General features: G+C 62.9%; 18 protein-coding genes. 9 read left to right on the forward strand and 9 right to left on the reverse strand.

All coding sequences use genetic code 11. The features are described from left to right. Nucleotides 1-23: 23 nt before the first annotated feature. The 4 genes from PVE73_RS01995 to tkt form a co-directional block, all read right to left on the reverse strand. Nucleotides 24-1,220, reverse strand: a complete 1,197-nt coding sequence (locus tag PVE73_RS01995) for a phosphoglycerate kinase (RefSeq protein ID WP_277365340.1) — start codon at nucleotides 1,218-1,220, stop codon at nucleotides 24-26. Nucleotides 1,221-1,289: 69 nt separating this feature from the next. Beyond that, nucleotides 1,290-3,140 carry a potassium/proton antiporter gene (locus PVE73_RS02000; RefSeq protein WP_277365341.1) on the reverse strand — a complete coding sequence of 617 codons (1,851 nt, stop codon included), beginning with the start codon at nucleotides 3,138-3,140 and terminating at the stop codon, nucleotides 1,290-1,292. 120 nt (nucleotides 3,141-3,260) lie between these two features. Further along, nucleotides 3,261-4,274: a type I glyceraldehyde-3-phosphate dehydrogenase gene (gene gap / locus PVE73_RS02005; RefSeq protein ID WP_277365342.1), complete on the reverse strand. Its 1,014-nt coding sequence runs from the start codon at nucleotides 4,272-4,274 to the stop codon at nucleotides 3,261-3,263. Between the two features lie 115 nt (nucleotides 4,275-4,389). Next, complete coding sequence (gene tkt, locus PVE73_RS02010) at nucleotides 4,390-6,378, reverse strand: transketolase (RefSeq protein ID WP_277365343.1); 1,989 nt, start codon at nucleotides 6,376-6,378, stop codon at nucleotides 4,390-4,392. Between the two features lie 287 nt (nucleotides 6,379-6,665). Here tkt and PVE73_RS02015 point away from each other — a divergent pair, with 287 nt between their 5' ends. The 9 genes from PVE73_RS02015 to leuC all read left to right on the forward strand — a co-directional run bounded on the left by PVE73_RS02015 (nucleotide 6,666) and on the right by leuC (nucleotide 12,549). Beyond that, the gene (locus PVE73_RS02015) at nucleotides 6,666-6,938 is read left to right on the forward strand and encodes a DUF4164 domain-containing protein (RefSeq protein WP_277365344.1); all 273 of its coding nucleotides are present in this window, start codon (nucleotides 6,666-6,668) and stop codon (nucleotides 6,936-6,938) included. Nucleotides 6,939-6,946: 8 nt separating this feature from the next. Then, entirely contained in the window at nucleotides 6,947-7,306 is a 360-nt protein-coding gene (locus PVE73_RS02020) for a cell division protein ZapA (RefSeq protein ID WP_277365345.1), read from the forward strand. A 55-nt stretch (nucleotides 7,307-7,361) separates the two neighbouring features. Further along, nucleotides 7,362-7,982, forward strand: coding sequence for a ribosome maturation factor RimM (rimM, locus tag PVE73_RS02025; protein WP_277365346.1), 621 nt, complete (start codon nucleotides 7,362-7,364; stop codon nucleotides 7,980-7,982). Next, nucleotides 7,979-8,686: a tRNA (guanosine(37)-N1)-methyltransferase TrmD gene (trmD, locus tag PVE73_RS02030; RefSeq protein ID WP_277365347.1), complete on the forward strand. Its 708-nt coding sequence runs from the start codon at nucleotides 7,979-7,981 to the stop codon at nucleotides 8,684-8,686. The genes rimM and trmD overlap by 4 nt, the downstream gene beginning before the upstream one ends. Next, nucleotides 8,683-9,033: a DUF4260 domain-containing protein gene (locus PVE73_RS02035; RefSeq protein ID WP_277365348.1), complete on the forward strand. Its 351-nt coding sequence runs from the start codon at nucleotides 8,683-8,685 to the stop codon at nucleotides 9,031-9,033. Before trmD ends, PVE73_RS02035 begins: the two co-directional genes overlap by 4 nt. Before the next feature lie 132 nt (nucleotides 9,034-9,165). Next, the gene (locus PVE73_RS02040) at nucleotides 9,166-9,504 is read left to right on the forward strand and encodes an RcnB family protein (protein WP_277365349.1); all 339 of its coding nucleotides are present in this window, start codon (nucleotides 9,166-9,168) and stop codon (nucleotides 9,502-9,504) included. A 262-nt stretch (nucleotides 9,505-9,766) separates the two neighbouring features. Beyond that, complete coding sequence (rplS, locus tag PVE73_RS02045) at nucleotides 9,767-10,276, forward strand: 50S ribosomal protein L19 (RefSeq protein ID WP_277365350.1); 510 nt, start codon at nucleotides 9,767-9,769, stop codon at nucleotides 10,274-10,276. Nucleotides 10,277-10,408: 132 nt separating this feature from the next. After that, nucleotides 10,409-10,903: an MgtC/SapB family protein gene (locus PVE73_RS02050; RefSeq protein ID WP_277365351.1), complete on the forward strand. Its 495-nt coding sequence runs from the start codon at nucleotides 10,409-10,411 to the stop codon at nucleotides 10,901-10,903. Nucleotides 10,904-11,139: 236 nt separating this feature from the next. After that, nucleotides 11,140-12,549, forward strand: coding sequence for a 3-isopropylmalate dehydratase large subunit (leuC, locus tag PVE73_RS02055; RefSeq protein ID WP_277365352.1), 1,410 nt, complete (start codon nucleotides 11,140-11,142; stop codon nucleotides 12,547-12,549). Nucleotides 12,550-12,603: 54 nt separating this feature from the next. On the opposite strand, the gene PVE73_RS02060 is transcribed toward leuC, so the two are convergent. The 5 genes from PVE73_RS02060 to rlmH all read right to left on the reverse strand — a co-directional run bounded on the left by PVE73_RS02060 (nucleotide 12,604) and on the right by rlmH (nucleotide 17,723). Continuing rightward, nucleotides 12,604-13,119 (reverse strand): RNA pyrophosphohydrolase, encoded by a 516-nt coding sequence (locus PVE73_RS02060; RefSeq protein ID WP_277365353.1) that lies wholly within the window; start codon nucleotides 13,117-13,119, stop codon nucleotides 12,604-12,606. Between the two features lie 6 nt (nucleotides 13,120-13,125). Beyond that, nucleotides 13,126-14,298: a divergent polysaccharide deacetylase family protein gene (locus PVE73_RS02065; protein ID WP_277365354.1), complete on the reverse strand. Its 1,173-nt coding sequence runs from the start codon at nucleotides 14,296-14,298 to the stop codon at nucleotides 13,126-13,128. 74 nt (nucleotides 14,299-14,372) lie between these two features. Continuing rightward, nucleotides 14,373-15,701, reverse strand: a complete 1,329-nt coding sequence (locus PVE73_RS02070) for a S41 family peptidase (protein WP_277365355.1) — start codon at nucleotides 15,699-15,701, stop codon at nucleotides 14,373-14,375. Continuing rightward, nucleotides 15,691-16,962, reverse strand: coding sequence for a peptidoglycan DD-metalloendopeptidase family protein (locus PVE73_RS02075; RefSeq protein WP_277365356.1), 1,272 nt, complete (start codon nucleotides 16,960-16,962; stop codon nucleotides 15,691-15,693). Before PVE73_RS02075 ends, PVE73_RS02070 begins: the two co-directional genes overlap by 11 nt. Nucleotides 16,963-17,243: 281 nt before the next feature. Then, nucleotides 17,244-17,723, reverse strand: a complete 480-nt coding sequence (rlmH, locus tag PVE73_RS02080; RefSeq protein ID WP_277367315.1) for a 23S rRNA (pseudouridine(1915)-N(3))-methyltransferase RlmH — start codon at nucleotides 17,721-17,723, stop codon at nucleotides 17,244-17,246. Between the last annotated feature and the right edge of the window lie 172 nt (nucleotides 17,724-17,895).

The following is a 17,895-nucleotide window of genomic DNA, read 5'->3' on the forward strand; positions in this document are numbered from 1 at the left end:
CTAATCGATTGAAAGGAAAGGAATTATTTTCCAAGCGCGGACACGCCCGGAAGCTCCTTTCCTTCCATCCATTCAAGAAATGCGCCGCCGGCGGTCGAGACATAAGTGAACTCCTCCGCCACACCTGCCTGGTTGAGGGCGGCCACCGTATCGCCGCCGCCCGCCACCGAGACGAGCAGGCCCTCGCGGGTGCGTTCGGCGGCATGTCTTGCGGTCGCCAGAGTGGCCTTGTCGAACGGCTCGATCTCAAACGCGCCGAGGGGGCCGTTCCACACCAGCGTGTCGGCGTGGTCCAGCCACTCCTTCACCTTCTCGACCGATTTCGGTCCAACATCGAGGATCATGCCGTCCTCCGGGACGGCGGCGATGTCGACGGTTTCGCTTTCGGCACCCGCCTCGAACTTCCGCGCAACGACGGCATCGACCGGCAGCACGATGGCGCAGCCCGCCGAAGCCGCGTCGATCATGATCCGCTTGGCCGTTTCCGCAAGGTCGTGCTCGCAAAGCGACTTGCCGACGGCGATCCCGCGCGCCGCCAGGAAGGTATTGGCCATGCCCCCACCGATCACCAGCCCATCCACCTTCTTCACCAGGTTCGTCAGCAGATCGATCTTCGTGGACACCTTTGCGCCGCCGACGATCGCCAGGACCGGGTGTTTCGGATTGCCGAGCCCCTTTTCCAGTGCATCAAGTTCAGCCTGCATCGTACGTCCGGCATAGGCCGGCAGGAGATGCGCCAGGCCCTCTGTCGAGGCATGCGCGCGGTGGGCGGCCGAAAATGCATCGTTCACGTAGATATCGCCGTTCTCGGCCAGCGCCTTCGCGAAGTCCGGGTCGTTCTTCTCTTCACCCTGGTGGAAGCGCGTGTTTTCCAGAAGCAGGATGTCGCCATTCGTCATTTCCGCCACGGCGGTTCTTGCCGCCTCGCCCACGCTGTCTGTAGCGAAGTGAACACGCCGGTCGAGCACGGCTTCCACGGCATGGGCAATCGGCCGGAGCGAGGATTCGGGATCCGGCTTACCCTTCGGACGGCCGAAATGGGCAAGAAGGATCACCTTGGCGCCCTTGTCGGAAAGTTCGGTGATGGTCGGCGCGACGCGTTCGATGCGGGTCGTGTCCGTTACCGCGCCATCTTTCACCGGCACATTCAGATCCACGCGTACGAGGACGCGCTTTCCCGCGACATCCTTCAGATCGTCCAGGGTCTTGAAACCGGCCATCGCGTCACTCTCCTTTAGGCAATGCGAGGCGCAAGATACATTTCACGCCATGCGAGGCAAGGCGGGATTTTATTCCTCGGCAGCCTTGCTTGCGCTTTCCGCAGGGGTCCTGCGGCTTGCCCTCCATCGGCGCAAAAGGTCCCACAGCCGGCTTCCGGCCTCGCCCACGCTGATAAAGGCAGGCACCTGGGTCTGCCGCGCCGGCGGATCCACGGAAAGGCCGATGGAAGTTATGCGGCCCTCCTCGTCCACGTCGCGGACGATGAGTTCTATGCTGCCAAGGGAAACCCGGTCGCCATACTCCGCCCTGCCGCCGAGCCGCATTCGGGTAAAGTCCGCGATGGTGAGGGCCTGATCTTCTTCGCTCAGGCCCAGCGCATAGGCCGCCTCGATGTCGGCCGTCGGCCGTTCGGGATCCACCGCGAAGGCACCGAAGAAGTCCGCATCTTCCGGGTCGACCTCCGTCGGACTGGCGAAAAGCCGGTCGAGCAGTTGCGGATACCGATCGGGCACGAAGATATAAACCCGGTCGCCGGCCATAAGGCGGCCGGCATACTGATAGGCCATGGAACGTCCTTCACGGACCACGAGCGATGGCCGAGCCCAGCGCGGAATGCGCTGTCCACGCTCGACCGGGCTTCCGGCGACCACGCGATAGGCGAGGAGCTCGTGATGCGCAGAGCCTGGAAGCTCGAGCTCAACCTTGTCCACCGGCCCGATCCGCGGCGGGACGATCATGCCGAGGCGGCGCGCGACCGGTCCTATGCTCCAACCCTGAACGACGAGCGAGACCAGCACCACGATGAAGACGATGTTGAACAGCGCCCGGCCCCCTTCGACCTCCTCCATGATCGGCAGGAGCGCAAGCAGGATGGAGACGGCGCCGCGCAGGCCGACCCATGAAATGAAAGCCGTCTCTGCTTTGGAGAAGCGAAAAGGGGCCAGGCAGAGAGCCACGGCCACCGGCCGGGCAACGAAGATGAGGAAGAGCCCTATGAAGAGGGCCGGCAGCAGGATGTCCGGGAACTGCGACGGCGTGGCGAAGAGACCGAGCACCAGGAACATGATGATCTGCGCCAGCCAGGTCACTCCGTCCTGGAAGCGCTTCAGTGCCGCGGTGGAGCGCAGCCGCCCGTTGCCCGCGACCATGCCCGCCACATAGACCGCGAGGAAGCCGGACCCGCCGATCGCGCCTGTCAGCGCGAAGACCAGCAGAGAGAGTGCCAGGACGAAGATGGGCAGCAGTCCCTGTTCCAGATGCAGCCGCATCACGAGTCGTACGATCAGATAGCCTCCGGCAAGGCCTACGGCCAAGCCGACGATCATCTGCCGCAGAAATCCCAGCGCGACGTCGCCGGCAAGGGCACCGGGTTGCAGCACCTCGCCGGAGCCGACCAGGCTGACCAGGGAGAGGGTCAGAAAGATCGCCATGGGATCGTTTGAGCCCGATTCCACTTCGAGCGTGGAACGAACGCGGTCGCGCACAGAGATATTGCCCACGCGCAGCAGGAAGAAGACGGCCGCAGCATCGGTGGAGGCAACTGCGGCGCCGAGCAGGAAGGATTCGAGCCAAGCGAAGCCCGCCACGTAGTGAGCGACGACGCCCAGCAGCGTCGTCGTGATCACCACTCCGACGGTGGCCAGCACGATGGCGGGTAAGGAGGCCGTACGAAAGCTGGCAAAGGATGTGCCGAAACCGGAATCGAAGAGGATGACGGCAAGGGCCAGTGATCCAATGAAGAAGGCGACGGGGGCACTGTCGAAATCAAGTCCGAGACCGTCGGTACCGGCGGCAAGCCCGATGCCAAGAAAGATGAGCAGAAGGGGTGCGCCGAAGCGGAACGCGATCAGGCTGGAAAAAGCGGCAAAAAGCACGAGTGCAGTGCCGACAAGCGTTATGAAATAGATAGCCTGATCCATAGCCCTCTCTAAAACGAGCGATACGGCTAAAGTGCGGTAAAACCGGCAGTCGAGGCAAGCTGCTTGGAGACAAAAAAGCCCGGCGGGCCGCCGGGCCTTCCCAATGCACTGCGGGGGGCGTCAGCCGAGCGTCTTTGCGATCACCGCTGTGACATCGGCCATGCGGTTGGAGAAGCCCCACTCGTTGTCATACCAGGACATCACCCGCACCAGATCGCCCTCTATGACCTTCGTCTGGTCGAGCGCGAAAGTCGAAGAGGCGGGATTGTGATTGAGGTCGATGGAGACGAGCTTCTCGTCCGTGTAGGCGAGAATGCCCTTGAGCGGCCCCTCGTTCGCGGCGGCCACGAGAGCGGCGTTCACTTCTTCGGCCGTCACAGGGCGCTTGGCGACGAATTTGAAATCGATGACGGAAACATTGGGAACCGGCACGCGGATCGACACGCCATCGAGCTTGCCCTTGAGTTCAGGCAACACCAGGCCGACCGCGCGGGCTGCACCTGTCGTCGTCGGGATGGCGGACATGGCTGCCGCGCGGGAGCGGTAGAGGTCCTTGTGCATGGTATCGAGCGTCGGCTGGTCGCCCGTATAGGCATGGACCGTGGTCATGAAGCCCTTTTCTATGCCGAAAGCATCGTTCAGCACCTTGGCGACGGGCGCAAGACAGTTGGTCGTGCAGGATGCATTCGAGATCACAAGATGGTCCTTGGTGATCTGATCATGATTCACGCCGTAGACCACGGTGAGATCGGCCCCATCCGAGGGAGCGGAGACGAGCACGCGCTTGGCGCCGGCTTCCAGATGCGCGGACGCTTTCTCCCTGGACGTGAAGATGCCCGTGCATTCGAGCACGATGTCGACGCCAAGATCCCTCCAGGGCAGCTTCGAAGGATCACGCTCCGAGAGTACCTTGAAGGATTCCGAATCTACCCGGATGCTGTCGCCCTCGACCTTCACGTCCGCGGGGAAGCGGCCATGCACGCTGTCGTAACGAAGCAGATGCGCATTGCTTTCGACGGGACCGAGATCGTTGATGGCGACCACATCGATATCTTTCCGGCCGGATTCGTAGATCGCCCGGACGATGTTGCGGCCGATGCGGCCAAATCCATTGATCGCTACTTTGACAGTCATGAACTACCTCCGGCGGGCTTGACGCCACGCATACAAGCATGGCGGGACGCCGTTCCGATGACGGCGTCCGGTGGAAGAAACGAACCGTGCCGGGCCCGGGCCCGACCACAAACTCTCAACCGTGCAGGCGTGCCTCGGCGGCCTCCACCGCGGCTTCCGCAGTGATGCCGAAATGCTTGTAAAGTTCCGGCGCGGGCCCGCTGGCTCCGAAGCCGTGCATGCCGATGAAGACTCCGTCGGTGCCGATGAAGCGGTCCCAGCCCTGCCGTACGCCTGCTTCGATGGCGATGCGCACGGGCGAATTCCCGAGAATCGCTTGCTGATAGTCTTGCGGCTGCTGCTCGAAGAGCTCGAAACAGGGCACGGAGACGACTCGGCTCGGATAGCCGCGGTCTTCAAGCATCGAGCGCGCCTTCACCGCGATCTCCACCTCCGATCCGCTGGCGAAGATCGTCACCCTGGCATCATCGCTGGCAGGCAGAAGCTCGTAGGCGCCGCGCGCACAAAGATTCTCTTCCTCGAACTCGAGACGAACCGGCTGAAGCTTCTGGCGCGTGAGGGCAAGCGTCGACGGCGTCTTTCTCGATTCCAGCGCGAGTTGCCAGCACTCTGCCGTCTCCACCGCGTCCGCCGGGCGGAAGACGTTGTGGTTCGGGATCGCGCGCAGCGCCGCCAGCTGTTCCACCGGCTGATGGGTCGGTCCATCCTCGCCAAGGCCGATGGAATCGTGCGTCATCACGAAGATGGAGCGGATGTGCATCAGCGATGCGAGCCGCATGGCCGGCCGGGCATAGTCGGAGAAGGTCAGAAAGGTTCCGCCATAGGGGATCAGCCCGCCATGCAGCGCGATGCCGTTGATGGCGGCGGCCATGGCGTGCTCGCGGATGCCATAATGGATATAGCGTCCTGAGAAGTCTGTCGGCGTGACCGGGGCCGTCTGGCTGGTCTTGGTATTGTTGGAGCCGGTGAGATCCGCCGAGCCGCCGATGGTCTCCGAAACGCAATCGTTGATGACCTCGAGAGCCATTTCCGAGGCGTTGCGGGTTGCAACGGCGGGATTTTCGTGTGCCAGTTTCTGCTTGTAGTCTGCAATGACTGCGGAGAAGGCCTCCGGCAAGTCACCGCGCATGCGTCGCTCGAATTGTGCACGGGTTTCGGTATCGGCAGCCGCAAGCCGCTTCTCCCACGCAACCCGCTCCTTCGCAGAGCGAAGGCCGGCCAGACGCCAGTCGTCGAGAATGTCGGAAGGCACGACGAAGGGCGGGGCGTCCCAGCCGAGCGCCGCCCGCGTCTTGGCGATCTCCTCGGCTCCCAGTGGCGAGCCGTGCGCCTTGTTTGTGCCCGCCTTGGTTGGCGCCCCGCGCCCAATAGTCGTGCGGAAGGCTATCATCGTCGGGCGGTCGGATTGACGCGCCGTCTCGATGGCCGAAGCGATGGCATCCGGATCATGCCCGTCGGCCCGCATCGCATTCCAGCCGGATGCGGCAAAACGCTCGCACTGGTCGGTCGAATCGGCGAGCGAGACCGGACCGTCGATGGAGATCTGGTTGTCGTCGAAGATGACGATGAGCTTATTGAGTCGCAGATGGCCCGCAAGCGCCAGCGCCTCCTGGCTGATGCCTTCCATGAGGCAGCCGTCGCCCACCAGCGCATAGGTGTAGTGATCAACGAGTTCGCCGCCGAAACGGGCGTTGAGCAGGCGCTCCGCGATCGCCATGCCCACGGCATTGGCAAAGCCCTGGCCGAGCGGACCGGTCGTCGTTTCGATGCCCGCGGCAAACCCGTATTCGGGATGTCCGGCCGTGCGCGAGCCCAACTGTCGGAAATTCTTGATCTCGTCGATCGTGATGTCTTCGTAGCCCAGCAGGTAGAGCAACGAGTAAAGCAGCATCGATCCGTGCCCGGCCGAAAGCACGAAGCGGTCGCGGTCCGGCCAGTGGGGATTCTTCGGGTCATGCGTCATGAACCGCGTGAAGAGCACCGTGGCGATGTCCGCCGTGCCCATGGGCAGGCCTGGATGCCCGGACTTTGCCTTTTCTACGGCGTCCATCGAAAGAAAGCGGATCGCATTCGCCATCCGGTCGTGTTTTTCGCGTGAAGTCATGTGTGCTCGCTGGTCGGCTGCCGGTCTGTCGGGCATTGGTCGGGCTTGCATCCGCAAAAGCAGGGGACACATATCAGTTGCGTTGCCCAAGTCAATAAACAGCCGCGGCGCGGGATGGTTCAACCGCCGTGCTTCATATTTCACAGTGGAGCACGAAACCGGGTGAGCAATCAGGGGATTGCCCTTCCGGCTGGTTGACGCCCCCTTCACCCGCCGCGTAATCTTTTGCGGATAAAATCTTCTGATTGCGCGCAATTCGCGGGCGGGGCGGCCGGGGAATGTTTGCGATGAGTGGGGATGCCACGCTGAGGGAAGTTCTCTTACGCCTCGAGAAGGCCATGGAAGGCCTCGAAGCAGCCGCGGAAGCCAAGCTCGAAAAGGAGCATGATTTCTCGGAAGCCGAGGCGGAAGTGCAGCGCATGGGCGCCGATCGTGCGCGCCTTGCGCAGGAAATCGACAAGTCGGAAGCACGGGCGGAGCGTCTCGCCGAGGTCAACCGCGAGGTCTCGCGCAGACTGGTGACGGCCATGGAGACGATCCGCGCCGTCCTGGATCGGTAGGCGGTGGCATGGCTCAAGTAACGGTTACGATAGACGGCAAGGCCTATCGCATGGCTTGCGAGGAGGGGCAGGAAGAGCACCTCCTGGATTTGGCGCAGCAGTTCGACCGCTATGTGACGCATCTGAAGGATTCCTTCGGCGAGATCGGCGATCAGCGCATCACCGTCATGGCTGGAATCATGGTCATGGACGAGCTGTCGGAGCTGCAGAAGCGGATGCGGGGGCTTGAGAACGAAGTCGCCACCCTGCGCAAGACGCGTGACGACGCATTGCTCAAGGCGGACCAGAACGATGCCGCGCTCACGGGTTCGTTGACGCAGCTCGCAACCCGCATAGAGGCCGTTGCCGCAAAGCTGGCGGGCTCGTAAGAGAAAGACCTGCCAGGAACAGACGGGCGCGCCTTTGGCGCGATGGAACGGCATGGTGAAACCAAAAACTCCGGTAGGACTCGAAAATCCGGTTCAGCTCGCGGTAATCGGCGCGGCTCATGGCATCAAGGGAGAAGTCCGCGTCAAGGCGTTCACGGAGGATCCCATGGCGCTCGGCAGCTACGGCCCGCTTTATGCCGCGGACGGTCGTTCCTTCATCGTCGCCGGAATCCGGCCGGCGAAGGAGGTCGTCATCGTCCGCTTCAAGGGGGTGGACGATCGCAACGGAGCCGAGGCGCTCAATGGCGAGGCGCTCTTCGTCGACCGTTCCGTGTTGCCCGAGGAACTCGAGGAAGACGAATTTTATTACTCCGACCTCATCGGCCTAACAGTTGTCGACGAGACGGATGAAGATCTCGGGCGCGTGATCGCGGTCCACAATTTCGGTGCAGGCGATCTCCTCGAGTTCCGACAGGAGTCCGGTTCGACGTTGATGATCCCCTTCACGCGCGATGCGGTGCCCGAAATAGACTTTTCCGAAGGCATGGTGCGTATCGACAGCATGGCAGCCGGGCTCGACGGGGCAGATGCCGCCCCCGAGGAAGAAACGTCCGACCGGTCCCGGCACCGCGGCTCGCGCCCCCGCGGGCCGAAAGCCGCCGGAGGCAACCGATGAGCTTCCGCGCCACGGTCCTTACGTTATATCCGGAGATGTTTCCGGGCGCCCTGGACGTGTCGCTTGCCGGGCGCGCACGCGCTGCCGGCATATGGTCGCTGGAGACGGTGCAAATTCGTGACTTTGCCCAGGACAAGCACCGCAGCGTGGACGACACGCCGGCCGGCGGCGGCGCCGGCATGGTGATGCGGGCCGACGTGCTTGCCCGCGCCATCGGTCATGCCTTACCGGAGGGCGACCCCCGTCCGCGGCTGCTCATGAGTCCTCGCGGGGTGCCGCTCACTCAGGCCTTAGTGCGTCAGCTGGCCGCCGGTCCGGGCGCGGTCATTCTCTGCGGACGCTTTGAAGGCGTGGACCAGCGCGTGATCGAGACCCGCGCCCTGCAGGAGGTTTCGATCGGCGACTATGTGCTGTCGGGCGGCGAACCGGCTGCAATCGTCCTGCTCGATGCCGTGGTGCGGCTGTTGCCCGGAGTCATGGGCAATGAATTTTCCGGCGCGGAAGAAAGCTTCGAAAGCGGTCTCCTGGAGCATCCGCAGTATACTCGGCCGCAAGATTTCGAAGGGCACGCGATTCCCGAGGTGCTCACCTCGGGCAACCACCGCAGGATCGCCGAGTGGCGGCACGAACAGGCTGAACGGCTGACGCGGGAGAGGCGGCCCGATCTCTGGCTCGCATACGAGAAGGCAAGGGGCGGGAGGTGAAGCTTCTCCTCAGGATCGAGAGCGCTGCCCTGCTGCTGGCGTCACTCTTCGCCTATCACCTTGTTGGCGGCAATTGGTGGCTTTTTCTTCTTCTTGTATTGGCACCCGATCTCTCGATGCTGGGCTATCTTGCAGGCCCGCGCGTGGGTGCTTGGTGCTACAACGCAGTCCATGCGTTCTTTGCCCCGGTCCTCGCCTGGCTTGCTGGCCTTGCCATTGGCTCGCCGCTTCTCGTGCAGATCGCGGTCATCCTCGCCGCACATATCGCGGCTGACCGTATGCTTGGCTACGGCTTGAAGCACCAAGACGATTTCAAGGAGACCCATCTGGGCAGGATCGACGGCTGACTCCTCCAGGTTGGCAATCCAGCAGTAGGAAAATACAAGCTACTGGAATCATTACAATTATTTAAGTTCGGGTTCATCTCCCATTCATCCGGCCGTCCCTAGGTTCGAAGGCGTCAACAAGAGGACACCGCCATGAAACTCATTTCCCGCGCTCTGCTCGCCGCGCTCGCCGTTTCGATCGCCGCTGTTCCTATGGCGCAAGCGCGCGACAACGGGCCAAGACACAATCAGCACGACGTTCGGCCCGTAAAACCCCGAACCCATCTGCCTCAACGCTACGAGAAGCCCCGGCACCATTGGGCGAAGGGACAACGGATTGCCGACTGGAAGCGCCGCACCGCTGTTCGCGACTGGCACCGCCACGGCCTCAAGCGGCCCGGCCGGGGACAGCAGTGGGTGAAGATCGACAACGAATATCTTCTGATCAGCATCGCCACCGGCATTGTCGCAGGGATTGCGGCCGGTCGATAGCGCCCGGCGTCGCTAGAGGACCTACCCGGTTCGATCCGGGGCGGGCAGGTCCCCGGCCCGACGCGTGCTGTCGGATGTTGATTCTTCAGGGGATGTGGTATATGTGCGCGCCACGGCTGCCATGGGAGGTCCATGGCCCGCACTTAACAAAGAACGTGAATTCGCTCTTGCGCCTCCTTTGGAGACGCACTCATAAGGTGGTGAGATCACTGCCGGCGGGACGAGCGCTCTGACGCTTCGAGAAGAACAAGAGGATAGAAAGATGGACCTTATCCGTCAGCTTGAGGCCGAGCAGGCCCAGAAGATCGAAGCCAAGCGCACACTTCCCGAATTTTCGCCCGGCGACACGCTGCGCGTGCAGGTCCGCGTCACGGAGGGCAATCGCACCCGCGTGCAGGCCTTCGAGGGCGTCTGCATCGCCCGCTCCGGATCCGGCATGCACGAGAACTTCACGGTGCGCAAGATCTCCTACGGCGAGGGCGTGGAGCGTGTGTTCCCCGTCTATTCGCCGCTGGTCGAGGGCGTCGAGGTCGTTCGCCGCGGCAAGGTGCGCCGCGCCAAGCTCTACTACCTGCGTGACCGCCGCGGCAAATCCGCCCGTATCGGCGAGAACACGGGCGCCCGCGCCCGCAAGCTGAACGACGCGGAGCGCGCGGCCGCCGCCCAGGAACGGGCACGTATCGAGGCCGAGAAAATCGCCGCCGCGGAGGCACTCGCCGCCGAGAAGGCGGCGGCCGAAGCTGCGGAAACCGCCGAGCCCAAGAGCGAATAAGCCGGCGGATCCGCCGCGGACTAAAAGGGGCGCCCTGGCGGTGCTCCTTTTATCTATACCGTAATGGTGCCGGCAAGCAGAGGCCTGATCGCTTCCGGGAACCCGGTATAGCCGCGCCGCGTTGCAGGCGGCATGGATGTGCTTCTCGAGGAATTTTCCATTCGCACGACGCTGCCTTGGCAGGTCATTGCGGTGCGGCTGCTTGCGGCCGTCATACTCGGCGGTATTCTGGGCTTTGAGCGTGAGCTTGCGGAGCGCCCTGCGGGTCTGAGAACGCACATGCTGGTGTGCCTGGCATCGGCCACCTTCGCCCTCGTCTCCATAGAAATCGTCTCGATGGCGGTTTTCGAAGACGAACAAGTGCGCGCGGATCCCATCCGGCTGGTGGAAGCGATCACGTCCGGCGTCGCATTCCTTGCCGCGGGCTTCATCATCTTCAAGCGTGGCGAGGTGCGCGGCCTCACCACCGGCGCCGGCATGTGGCTTGCCGCCGCCACGGGCATGGCGGCGGGCCTCGGACTCTGGACCATTTCGTTGCTCTCTTGCCTTCTGGGAGCAATCGTGCTTGCCGTGCTCCGCCGGCTGGAAGTACGTTTCTCCCTCAAGAAGCCCCTTTCGGGGGAATAGCGCCTCGGCAGCAGTGCAATTGCCCAAAAGTGCAAACGCTGGTAAATATCAGGGTCATGGAAAAGCTTTTCGGACATCCGGCCTATAAGGGCTTCGTTCTGCAGGACGTGAAGCGCCTGCCCGGCCGGTTTTTCGCGCGCATTTCCGGCGCGCTGCTGTGCCGGCTTCCTTGAACGGATAGACGCCGCCCCGACGGGCTCCCGCATTTTCCTTCCGCTTTCCAGGACCTGAAGAACATGACCGCACCGCGCACGCTCTACGACAAGATTTTCGACGACCATCTGGTCGACCGTCAGGACGACGGTACCTGCCTTCTCTACATCGATCGTCACTTGGTGCACGAGGTGACGAGCCCGCAGGCCTTCGAGGGCCTGCGCATGGCCGGCCGCGCCGTGCGCCATCCCGAGAAGACGCTCGCCGTGGTCGATCATAACGTGCCCACCTCGCCCGACCGCAAGTTCGGTATCAAGAACGAGGAAAGCCGCATCCAGGTCGAGGCGCTGGCGAAGAACGCGATCGATTTCGGCATCGAATATTACAACGAGGCCGACCGCCGGCAGGGCATCGTGCACATCGTCGGGCCCGAGCAGGGCTTTACGCTTCCCGGCATGACGATCGTGTGCGGCGACAGCCACACCTCCACGCATGGGGCCTTCGGCGCGCTGGCGCACGGCATCGGCACGTCCGAAGTGGAGCATGTGCTGGCCACGCAGACGCTGATCCAGCGCAAGGCCAAGAACATGCTGGTTCAGGTGGATGGCAAACTGCCGGAAGGCGTGACTGCCAAGGACATCATCCTTGCCATTATCGGCGAGATCGGCACGGCCGGCGGCACCGGCCATGTGATGGAATATGCCGGCGAGGCGATCCGCTCGCTCTCGATGGAAGGCCGCATGACGGTCTGCAATATGTCGATCGAAGGCGGGGCGCGCGCTGGCATGATTGCGCCGGACGAGACGACCTATGCCTATATCAAGGACCGCCCCCGCGCACCCAGGGGCCGGGCGTGGGACATGGCGCGTGCCTATTGGGAGACGCTGCACACCGACGAAGGCGCCCATTTCGACCGCGTGGTGAAGCTCGATGCGGCGAACCTGCCGCCGATCGTCACCTGGGGCTCTTCGCCCGAGGATGTGGTCGCCGTCACCAGCGTCGTCCCCGATCCCGATGCGATCGCCGATGAAACGAAACGCCTCTCCAAGAAGCGTGCGCTCGAATATATGGGCCTTGCGGCCGGCACGAAGATCACTGATATCGCACTGGACCGCGTCTTCATCGGCTCCTGCACCAATGGCCGCATCGAGGATTTGCGCGCGGTGGCAAGGATTGCGGAAGGCCGCAAAGTGCATGAGCGGGTCAACGCCATGATCGTACCCGGTTCCGGTCTCGTGAAGGCACAAGCCGAAGCCGAGGGTCTCGACAAGATCTTCATAAAGGCGGGTTTCGATTGGCGCGAACCCGGCTGCTCCATGTGCCTTGCCATGAATGACGATCGGCTGAAACCTGGCGAGCGCTGCGCTTCCACCTCAAACCGAAATTTCGAGGGCCGCCAGGGCTTCAAGGGCCGCACGCATCTGGTCTCGCCGGCCATGGCAGCGGCGGCTGCTATCGCCGGCCATTTCGTCGACATCCGGGAGTGGAGATAGAGGCGGCAGGCGCCACCTTTGCCTCTCCCCTGCGGGAGAGGCAAAGGCGCACCACTACTCCGCCAGGTGCCCGAACGCCGCAACCACCTCCTCATAGACTTGCCGTTTGAAGGGCACGACGAGCTTTGGAAGCTCGCGCATCGGCTTCCACGCCCAAGCATCGAATTCAGGCTCATGGTCACCCGGGGGCGGGTTGATGGCAATTTCGCTTTCCGCTCCCTCGAAACGAAAAGCGAACCATTTCTGCTTCTGCCCGCGATATCGGCCCTTGAGCGCCTTTCCAACCAAATGCTCGGGCAGGTCGTAGGTAATCCATCCCGGCGTCTCGGCAAGGAAGGAGACGGTGCGTATGCCTGTCTCCTCATAAAGCTCGCGGCGGGCCGCCGCGAGCGGATCCTCACCTTCGTCGATGCCGCCTTGCGGCATCTGCCACAGCATGGCGGCTCCTTCCATTTCGCTCGACCGCTCCATGATGCGCCGCCCGGCCCAGATGTTACCTGCTTCGTTGAGCACCATCACGCCCACGCAGGGCCTGTAGGGCAGGTCTTTCGCCCGGATTCCCTTTGCCATAGCCTCTCACCCCCGCTCCGGATCAACTGCGACCGCGGAAAGAGGCACAAGTTCGATGCCCCGCTTCCGCACTTCACCGGCCCACGACGAAACCGCGTCCACGGTGGTTTCCAGCGCGGAGCCGGCACCAACGGCGAAGCCACGCGCCCGCGCGATCCGCTCCAGTTCGTCGAGCTTTTCCAGAATCGCCCCGCGATCCCGGTCCTGATCGATGACCTCGTCTGCAGAGGCAAACGGAACCCCTTTCGCAAGAGCCAGTTCCTCAGCGAGGCTCCGCGCCGATGTACCATCATCGAAATAGAGAAGCCCGCGGCGTCCGAGTTCCTCCATGAACGGGTTCATGGCACTCCGGTCTGCCGTGAAGCGTGCGCCCATATGGTTCATCACGCCCGTATAATTGGTGATGCGTGACAGAACCCAGTGAAGATTTCGGGTGGTTTCCTCCGGTGCAGCACCCGTAAGCAAAGTGTGGCGGCCAAGATTGCTCGCTGGATATCCGAAGGGCTCCAGTGGCACCTGCATGACGATCTCGTGCCCCTCGCGACGTGCCGTCTGCATCCAGCGCATGAGGCTGTTGCCGAGCGGTGCGAAGCCGAGAGTGATTTCTGGCGGCAGCTTTTCGATGGCCTCGTTCGTACCGGTCTGCGAAATGCCGAGACCCCCGATCACGATGGCGATGCGTGCGCCCTTGGCGCCCGACCAAGGCCGGGCATAGGCATCGAAAGGCCGAAGCCCATCGGCACCGCGCACCGGCAGCGGTCCGGCCTCTGCCTGTTCTATCAACGCGCGGTCGGGAAGATGGGCGATGCGCGGGTTCTGGCCGATCGTCGAGGGATCGCGGACGACAATGATGTTTCTGCTGGCAGCCGGCGAGGCTTCCGGATCGATGTGAACGATGGCGGCTTCGGGCACGGCGGGAGTGAGGCTTTGAGCCAGCGCCTCCTCCTTTTCGGCCTTCGATGCCGGATCGGCGGGCAGCTCTGCTGCCGGTTTCGATACAACGGATGGAGACGCAGGAAAGAACCGGTCCCACAGCAGGACCGTCCCGGAAACGCCCAGCACCGCTACGGCGCAGATAGCGAGAAAAATGGCTCCCCTCGGCCGACGATGCTTGGATGCATCGCCCGACGGCCTCTCCTGACCAAGCGGCTCGTCGAGTTCATTGCGAGCAGGTTCCATGCGCTCCCGCGTTCACCCCGAATCGTCGCTGGCCAAGCAGTGCGGCGCATCCCGCGAGGGATGCGCCGCTTCTCTTACTGCTGATTCATGACCGCCTTGTCGGAGCTTGGCGGAAAGGCCGGATCCTTCTTTACGCCGCGCAGGAGGTCGAGCGCATAGGCAAGCTGCAGGTCCTCGGCAGGATCCTGCGGCACGTAGGCGATCGAGCCGGAGCCCTCGTCGTCCTCTGCCTCGCCTCGGATATGGCCGCGCAGCTCCGATTCGCCGCGCGACAGATCGGCGCCTTGCAGATCCTCCGGCAGCGGCTGATCGACCTTGATATCCGGCGTGATGCCCTTGCCCTGGATCGACTGGCCGGACGGCGTGTAGTAGAGCGCCGTCGTCAGCCGCAGCGCGCCGTTCTCGCCGAGCGGAATGATCGTCTGGACCGAGCCCTTGCCGAAAGACCGGGTTCCGACGAGCGTGGCGCGGCGATGGTCCTGCAGGGCGCCGGCAACGATCTCCGAAGCGCTGGCCGAGCCACCATTGATAAGCACAACCAGCGGCTTCCCGTCCGTAAGGTCACCGGCCTGGGCGCTGAACCGGGAGATATCCCTGGATTCGCGGCCTCGGGTCGAAACGACCTCGCCGCGCTCCAGGAACGCGTCGGAAACATTCACTGCCTGATCGAGCAAACCGCCGGGGTTGAGACGAAGATCGAGAACATAGCCCTTCAGCTCATCGTCGGGCACCTCTTTACGGATGTCATCGATCGCCTGGCGCAGATCGTCCGTCGTCTTCTCCGTGAAGGATGTGATCTTGAGATAGCCCACATCGCCCTCGACACGGTATTTGACTGCCTTCACCTTGATGGTGTCGCGGATGATCGTGAAGCTCAGCGGCTTATTCTGGCCCTCGCGAAGGACTGTGAGCTCGATGGGCGTGTTGACGAGACCGCGCATCTTGTCGACGGCATCGTTCAGCGTCATACCACGAACTTCCTCGCCATCGATCTTCTCGATCAGATCGCCGGCAAGGATGCCGGCACGCGCTGCCGGCGTGTCGTCGATCGGCGAAACCACCTTGACGAGCTCGTTCTCCATCGTCACCTCGATGCCGAGGCCTCCGAATTCTCCCTTCGTCTGCACGCGCATGTCCTGCGCTGCGTCGGCATTGAGATAGGAGGAGTGCGGATCAAGCGATGTGAGCATGCCGTTGATGGCGCTCTCCACGAGCTGCTTGTCGTCCGGCGGCGTCACATATTGTGCACGCACCCGCTCGAAGATGTCGCCGAAGATAGCGAGCTGCCGGTAGGTTTCGGTGTCCGCAGCATTGGCTGCCGTGCCATTCGTGCCGTAGACGAGGCTCACGGCAGAAGCGCCCATCAGCGCGCCGGCGAACAAGAGCGACAATTTACGAATCATTTCCCGTCCTTCCAGAGAGTTCCCGAGCCCACCAGAGCTTCGGGTCTATGGGTTTCCCGTCTTTCCTGAATTCTACATATAGTTCCGGCACGGCACCATCCAAAGTTGAAGCCGCAATACTCGCCAACCGCGCCTCGCCCATCATGCCAACCGGCTCTCCAGCCAGGACCGACTGTCCCAGCGAGACGTTGAGCCGGTCCATTCCTGCCAGCACAATATGATAGCCGTCGCCGGGGTTCAGTATCAATAGCTGACCGTATGACCGGAACGGTCCCGCATAAAGCACCATCCCATCCACTGGAGCCGTAACGATTGCGCCCGATTGTGTCCTTAGAATGTCGCCCTTGAGGCTGCCGCCCGTTCCGTCATCCTCTCCGAAGTGCTTTGCGAACTCACCCGAAACAGGGAGCGGGACGAGACCCGCCCGCTCTGCAAAAGGCAGTGCCTCGGAGAGCAGGTTTTCGCCGGTCTGTCGCTTCGCCTCGAGAATCCTGCGCAAGGATTCGATTTCCTTCTCGAGAGACGATATCAGCTCCTGGAGGCTTGTTGCGCGATCCGCAAGTGCAGACGCCTGTTCGCGCTCGGCTTTCATCTGCGCTTCCGCGTTCGCCTGCATGCGGCCTTTCTCGGCCAGAAGCAGCGTCAACCGCTCCTTCTCCTCCGCATGCTCCGTCCTCTTGGCCTGAAGCCGCTCCTGCTCGGCGGTGATCGAGGTCTTCACCCGGGTCAGTGCGTCAAGGTCGGCGACGAGAAGTTCCGTCTCCGAGCGCAGCTCCGGCACCACGGCGCCGAGCAGAATGGCGCTACGCACGGAAGCCAACGCGTCCTCGGGTCGCACCAGAAGCGCCGGCGGCGGGTTGAGACCCATGCGTTGCAAGGCACCCAGCACTTCGGCCAAGGTCCCACGGCGGCTGGCAAGCGAAACCCGGATCTCCTGCTCCTGAGCTCCGAGATCCCGCAGCCGCCCCTGGATTTCAGCAACATCCTCGCCCAGCTTGCGCTCCGTCTTCACAGCCTGGATGAGCGCGGTCGTCAGCGCCGCACTGTCATCCTTGATAGCGGCGATCTCGGCGGCGATCTCGGCCTGCCGCTTCTCCGAAAGTGCTATTTGCTGGGAGAGCTGGCGATATTTCTCCACGCTCTCGTTCTGCTTCAGTTCGAGACTATCCACGGTCTGCGAAAGGGCGGGGGCGGCAAAAAGGCCAGCCAGCGCGAAAGCCGCCAGGAGCAGGGCTCGTCCAAGATGGCCGACCTGTGGCACCTTCACCTCTCCGTCACAAGAATTCTCTCGCGCTAGCCTAGGAATAGATCGTTAACGAAGCATCAACCATGGTCGGTGCCCCGGTTCAATCGTGCAACCCTCCCAGGGTAAAATTATGCGGGCGGCATGCCTTCCATGCCACACCTAGGGCACCAGATTTCAGTTGGTAGCATCCTGCAGGCGCACCTGTTGCGTTTCGGCGCCAGGTGGAATTTCCCGCATAAATGCGGAAAACGAGAAGAGAGAGCGTCCTTTGTGCGCCCAAATGGACACGCGGCGCTCTAGTCGCGGTGATAAGGATGGCCCGAAAGAATGGTCACCGCGCGGTAGAGCTGTTCGGCCAGCATGACACGCACGAGCTGGTGTGGCCATGTCTGTGCGCCGAAGGCGATGCTGAGGTCGGCCTTCGCGCCGAGGCTCTCGTCGTGACCATCCGGACCGCCGATGGCAAGGGTGAGCTGCCGGGCTCCGGCATCGCGGAAGGAGGCAATCCTGTCGCCGATCTCCCTGGAGGAGAAATTCTTCCCATGCTCATCGAGCAGGATCAGAACGCCGCCCTCGGCAAGGTCAAAAAGCTTGCGCCCTTCCTCCTTCCTTCGTTCGGCGGCTGTCTTGGCCCGACTTTCGGGATTCTCGGAAACACCGGAAAATTCCAGGCCCACGGCCGGGCCGGCCTTCGCCAGGCGCTGGAAATAGCGTTCGGCAAGCTCCCGCTCCGGGCCGGCCTTCATGCGGCCGATGGCATGGACGATGGTACGGATTGGAATCCCCGCTTGGTTTCATCCGCCGCCGGCATTCCCGCACACGGCCGAGGGCAACAGACAGCCGGTTCCGGCGATCACCGGGCTCAAAAAACACCAGCGATCCGACAAGCGAATCAGGATCGCCCCCAGAGCCCGTCGGTCCGCCTGGTCCGCTGCCGCGACCTTATTG

Source organism: Chelativorans sp. AA-79, assembly GCF_029457495.1.
Taxonomy (GTDB): Bacteria; Pseudomonadota; Alphaproteobacteria; order Rhizobiales; family Rhizobiaceae; genus Chelativorans.

Bases quoted from the DNA above. Each gene is read 5' to 3' on its own strand.
- gap (WP_277365342.1), bottom strand. From the start codon at position 4,274: ATGACTGTCAAAGTAGCGATCAATGGATTTGGCCGCATCGGCCGCAAC.
- tkt (WP_277365343.1), bottom strand. From the start codon at position 6,378: ATGACTTCACGCGAAAAACACGACCGGATGGCGAATGCGATCCGCTTT.
- PVE73_RS02040 (WP_277365349.1), top strand. From the start codon at position 9,166: ATGAAACTCATTTCCCGCGCTCTGCTCGCCGCGCTCGCCGTTTCGATC.
- PVE73_RS02065 (WP_277365354.1), bottom strand. From the start codon at position 14,298: ATGGAACCTGCTCGCAATGAACTCGACGAGCCGCTTGGTCAGGAGAGG.
- leuC (WP_277365352.1), top strand. From the start codon at position 11,140: ATGACCGCACCGCGCACGCTCTACGACAAGATTTTCGACGACCATCTG.
- PVE73_RS02015 (WP_277365344.1), top strand. From the start codon at position 6,666: ATGAGTGGGGATGCCACGCTGAGGGAAGTTCTCTTACGCCTCGAGAAG.
- PVE73_RS02060 (WP_277365353.1), bottom strand. From the start codon at position 13,119: ATGGCAAAGGGAATCCGGGCGAAAGACCTGCCCTACAGGCCCTGCGTG.
- PVE73_RS01995 (WP_277365340.1), bottom strand. From the start codon at position 1,220: ATGGCCGGTTTCAAGACCCTGGACGATCTGAAGGATGTCGCGGGAAAG.
- PVE73_RS02070 (WP_277365355.1), bottom strand. From the start codon at position 15,701: ATGATTCGTAAATTGTCGCTCTTGTTCGCCGGCGCGCTGATGGGCGCT.
- PVE73_RS02020 (WP_277365345.1), top strand. From the start codon at position 6,947: ATGGCTCAAGTAACGGTTACGATAGACGGCAAGGCCTATCGCATGGCT.
- PVE73_RS02050 (WP_277365351.1), top strand. From the start codon at position 10,409: ATGGATGTGCTTCTCGAGGAATTTTCCATTCGCACGACGCTGCCTTGG.
- PVE73_RS02000 (WP_277365341.1), bottom strand. From the start codon at position 3,140: ATGGATCAGGCTATCTATTTCATAACGCTTGTCGGCACTGCACTCGTG.
- trmD (WP_277365347.1), top strand. From the start codon at position 7,979: ATGAGCTTCCGCGCCACGGTCCTTACGTTATATCCGGAGATGTTTCCG.
- rplS (WP_277365350.1), top strand. From the start codon at position 9,767: ATGGACCTTATCCGTCAGCTTGAGGCCGAGCAGGCCCAGAAGATCGAA.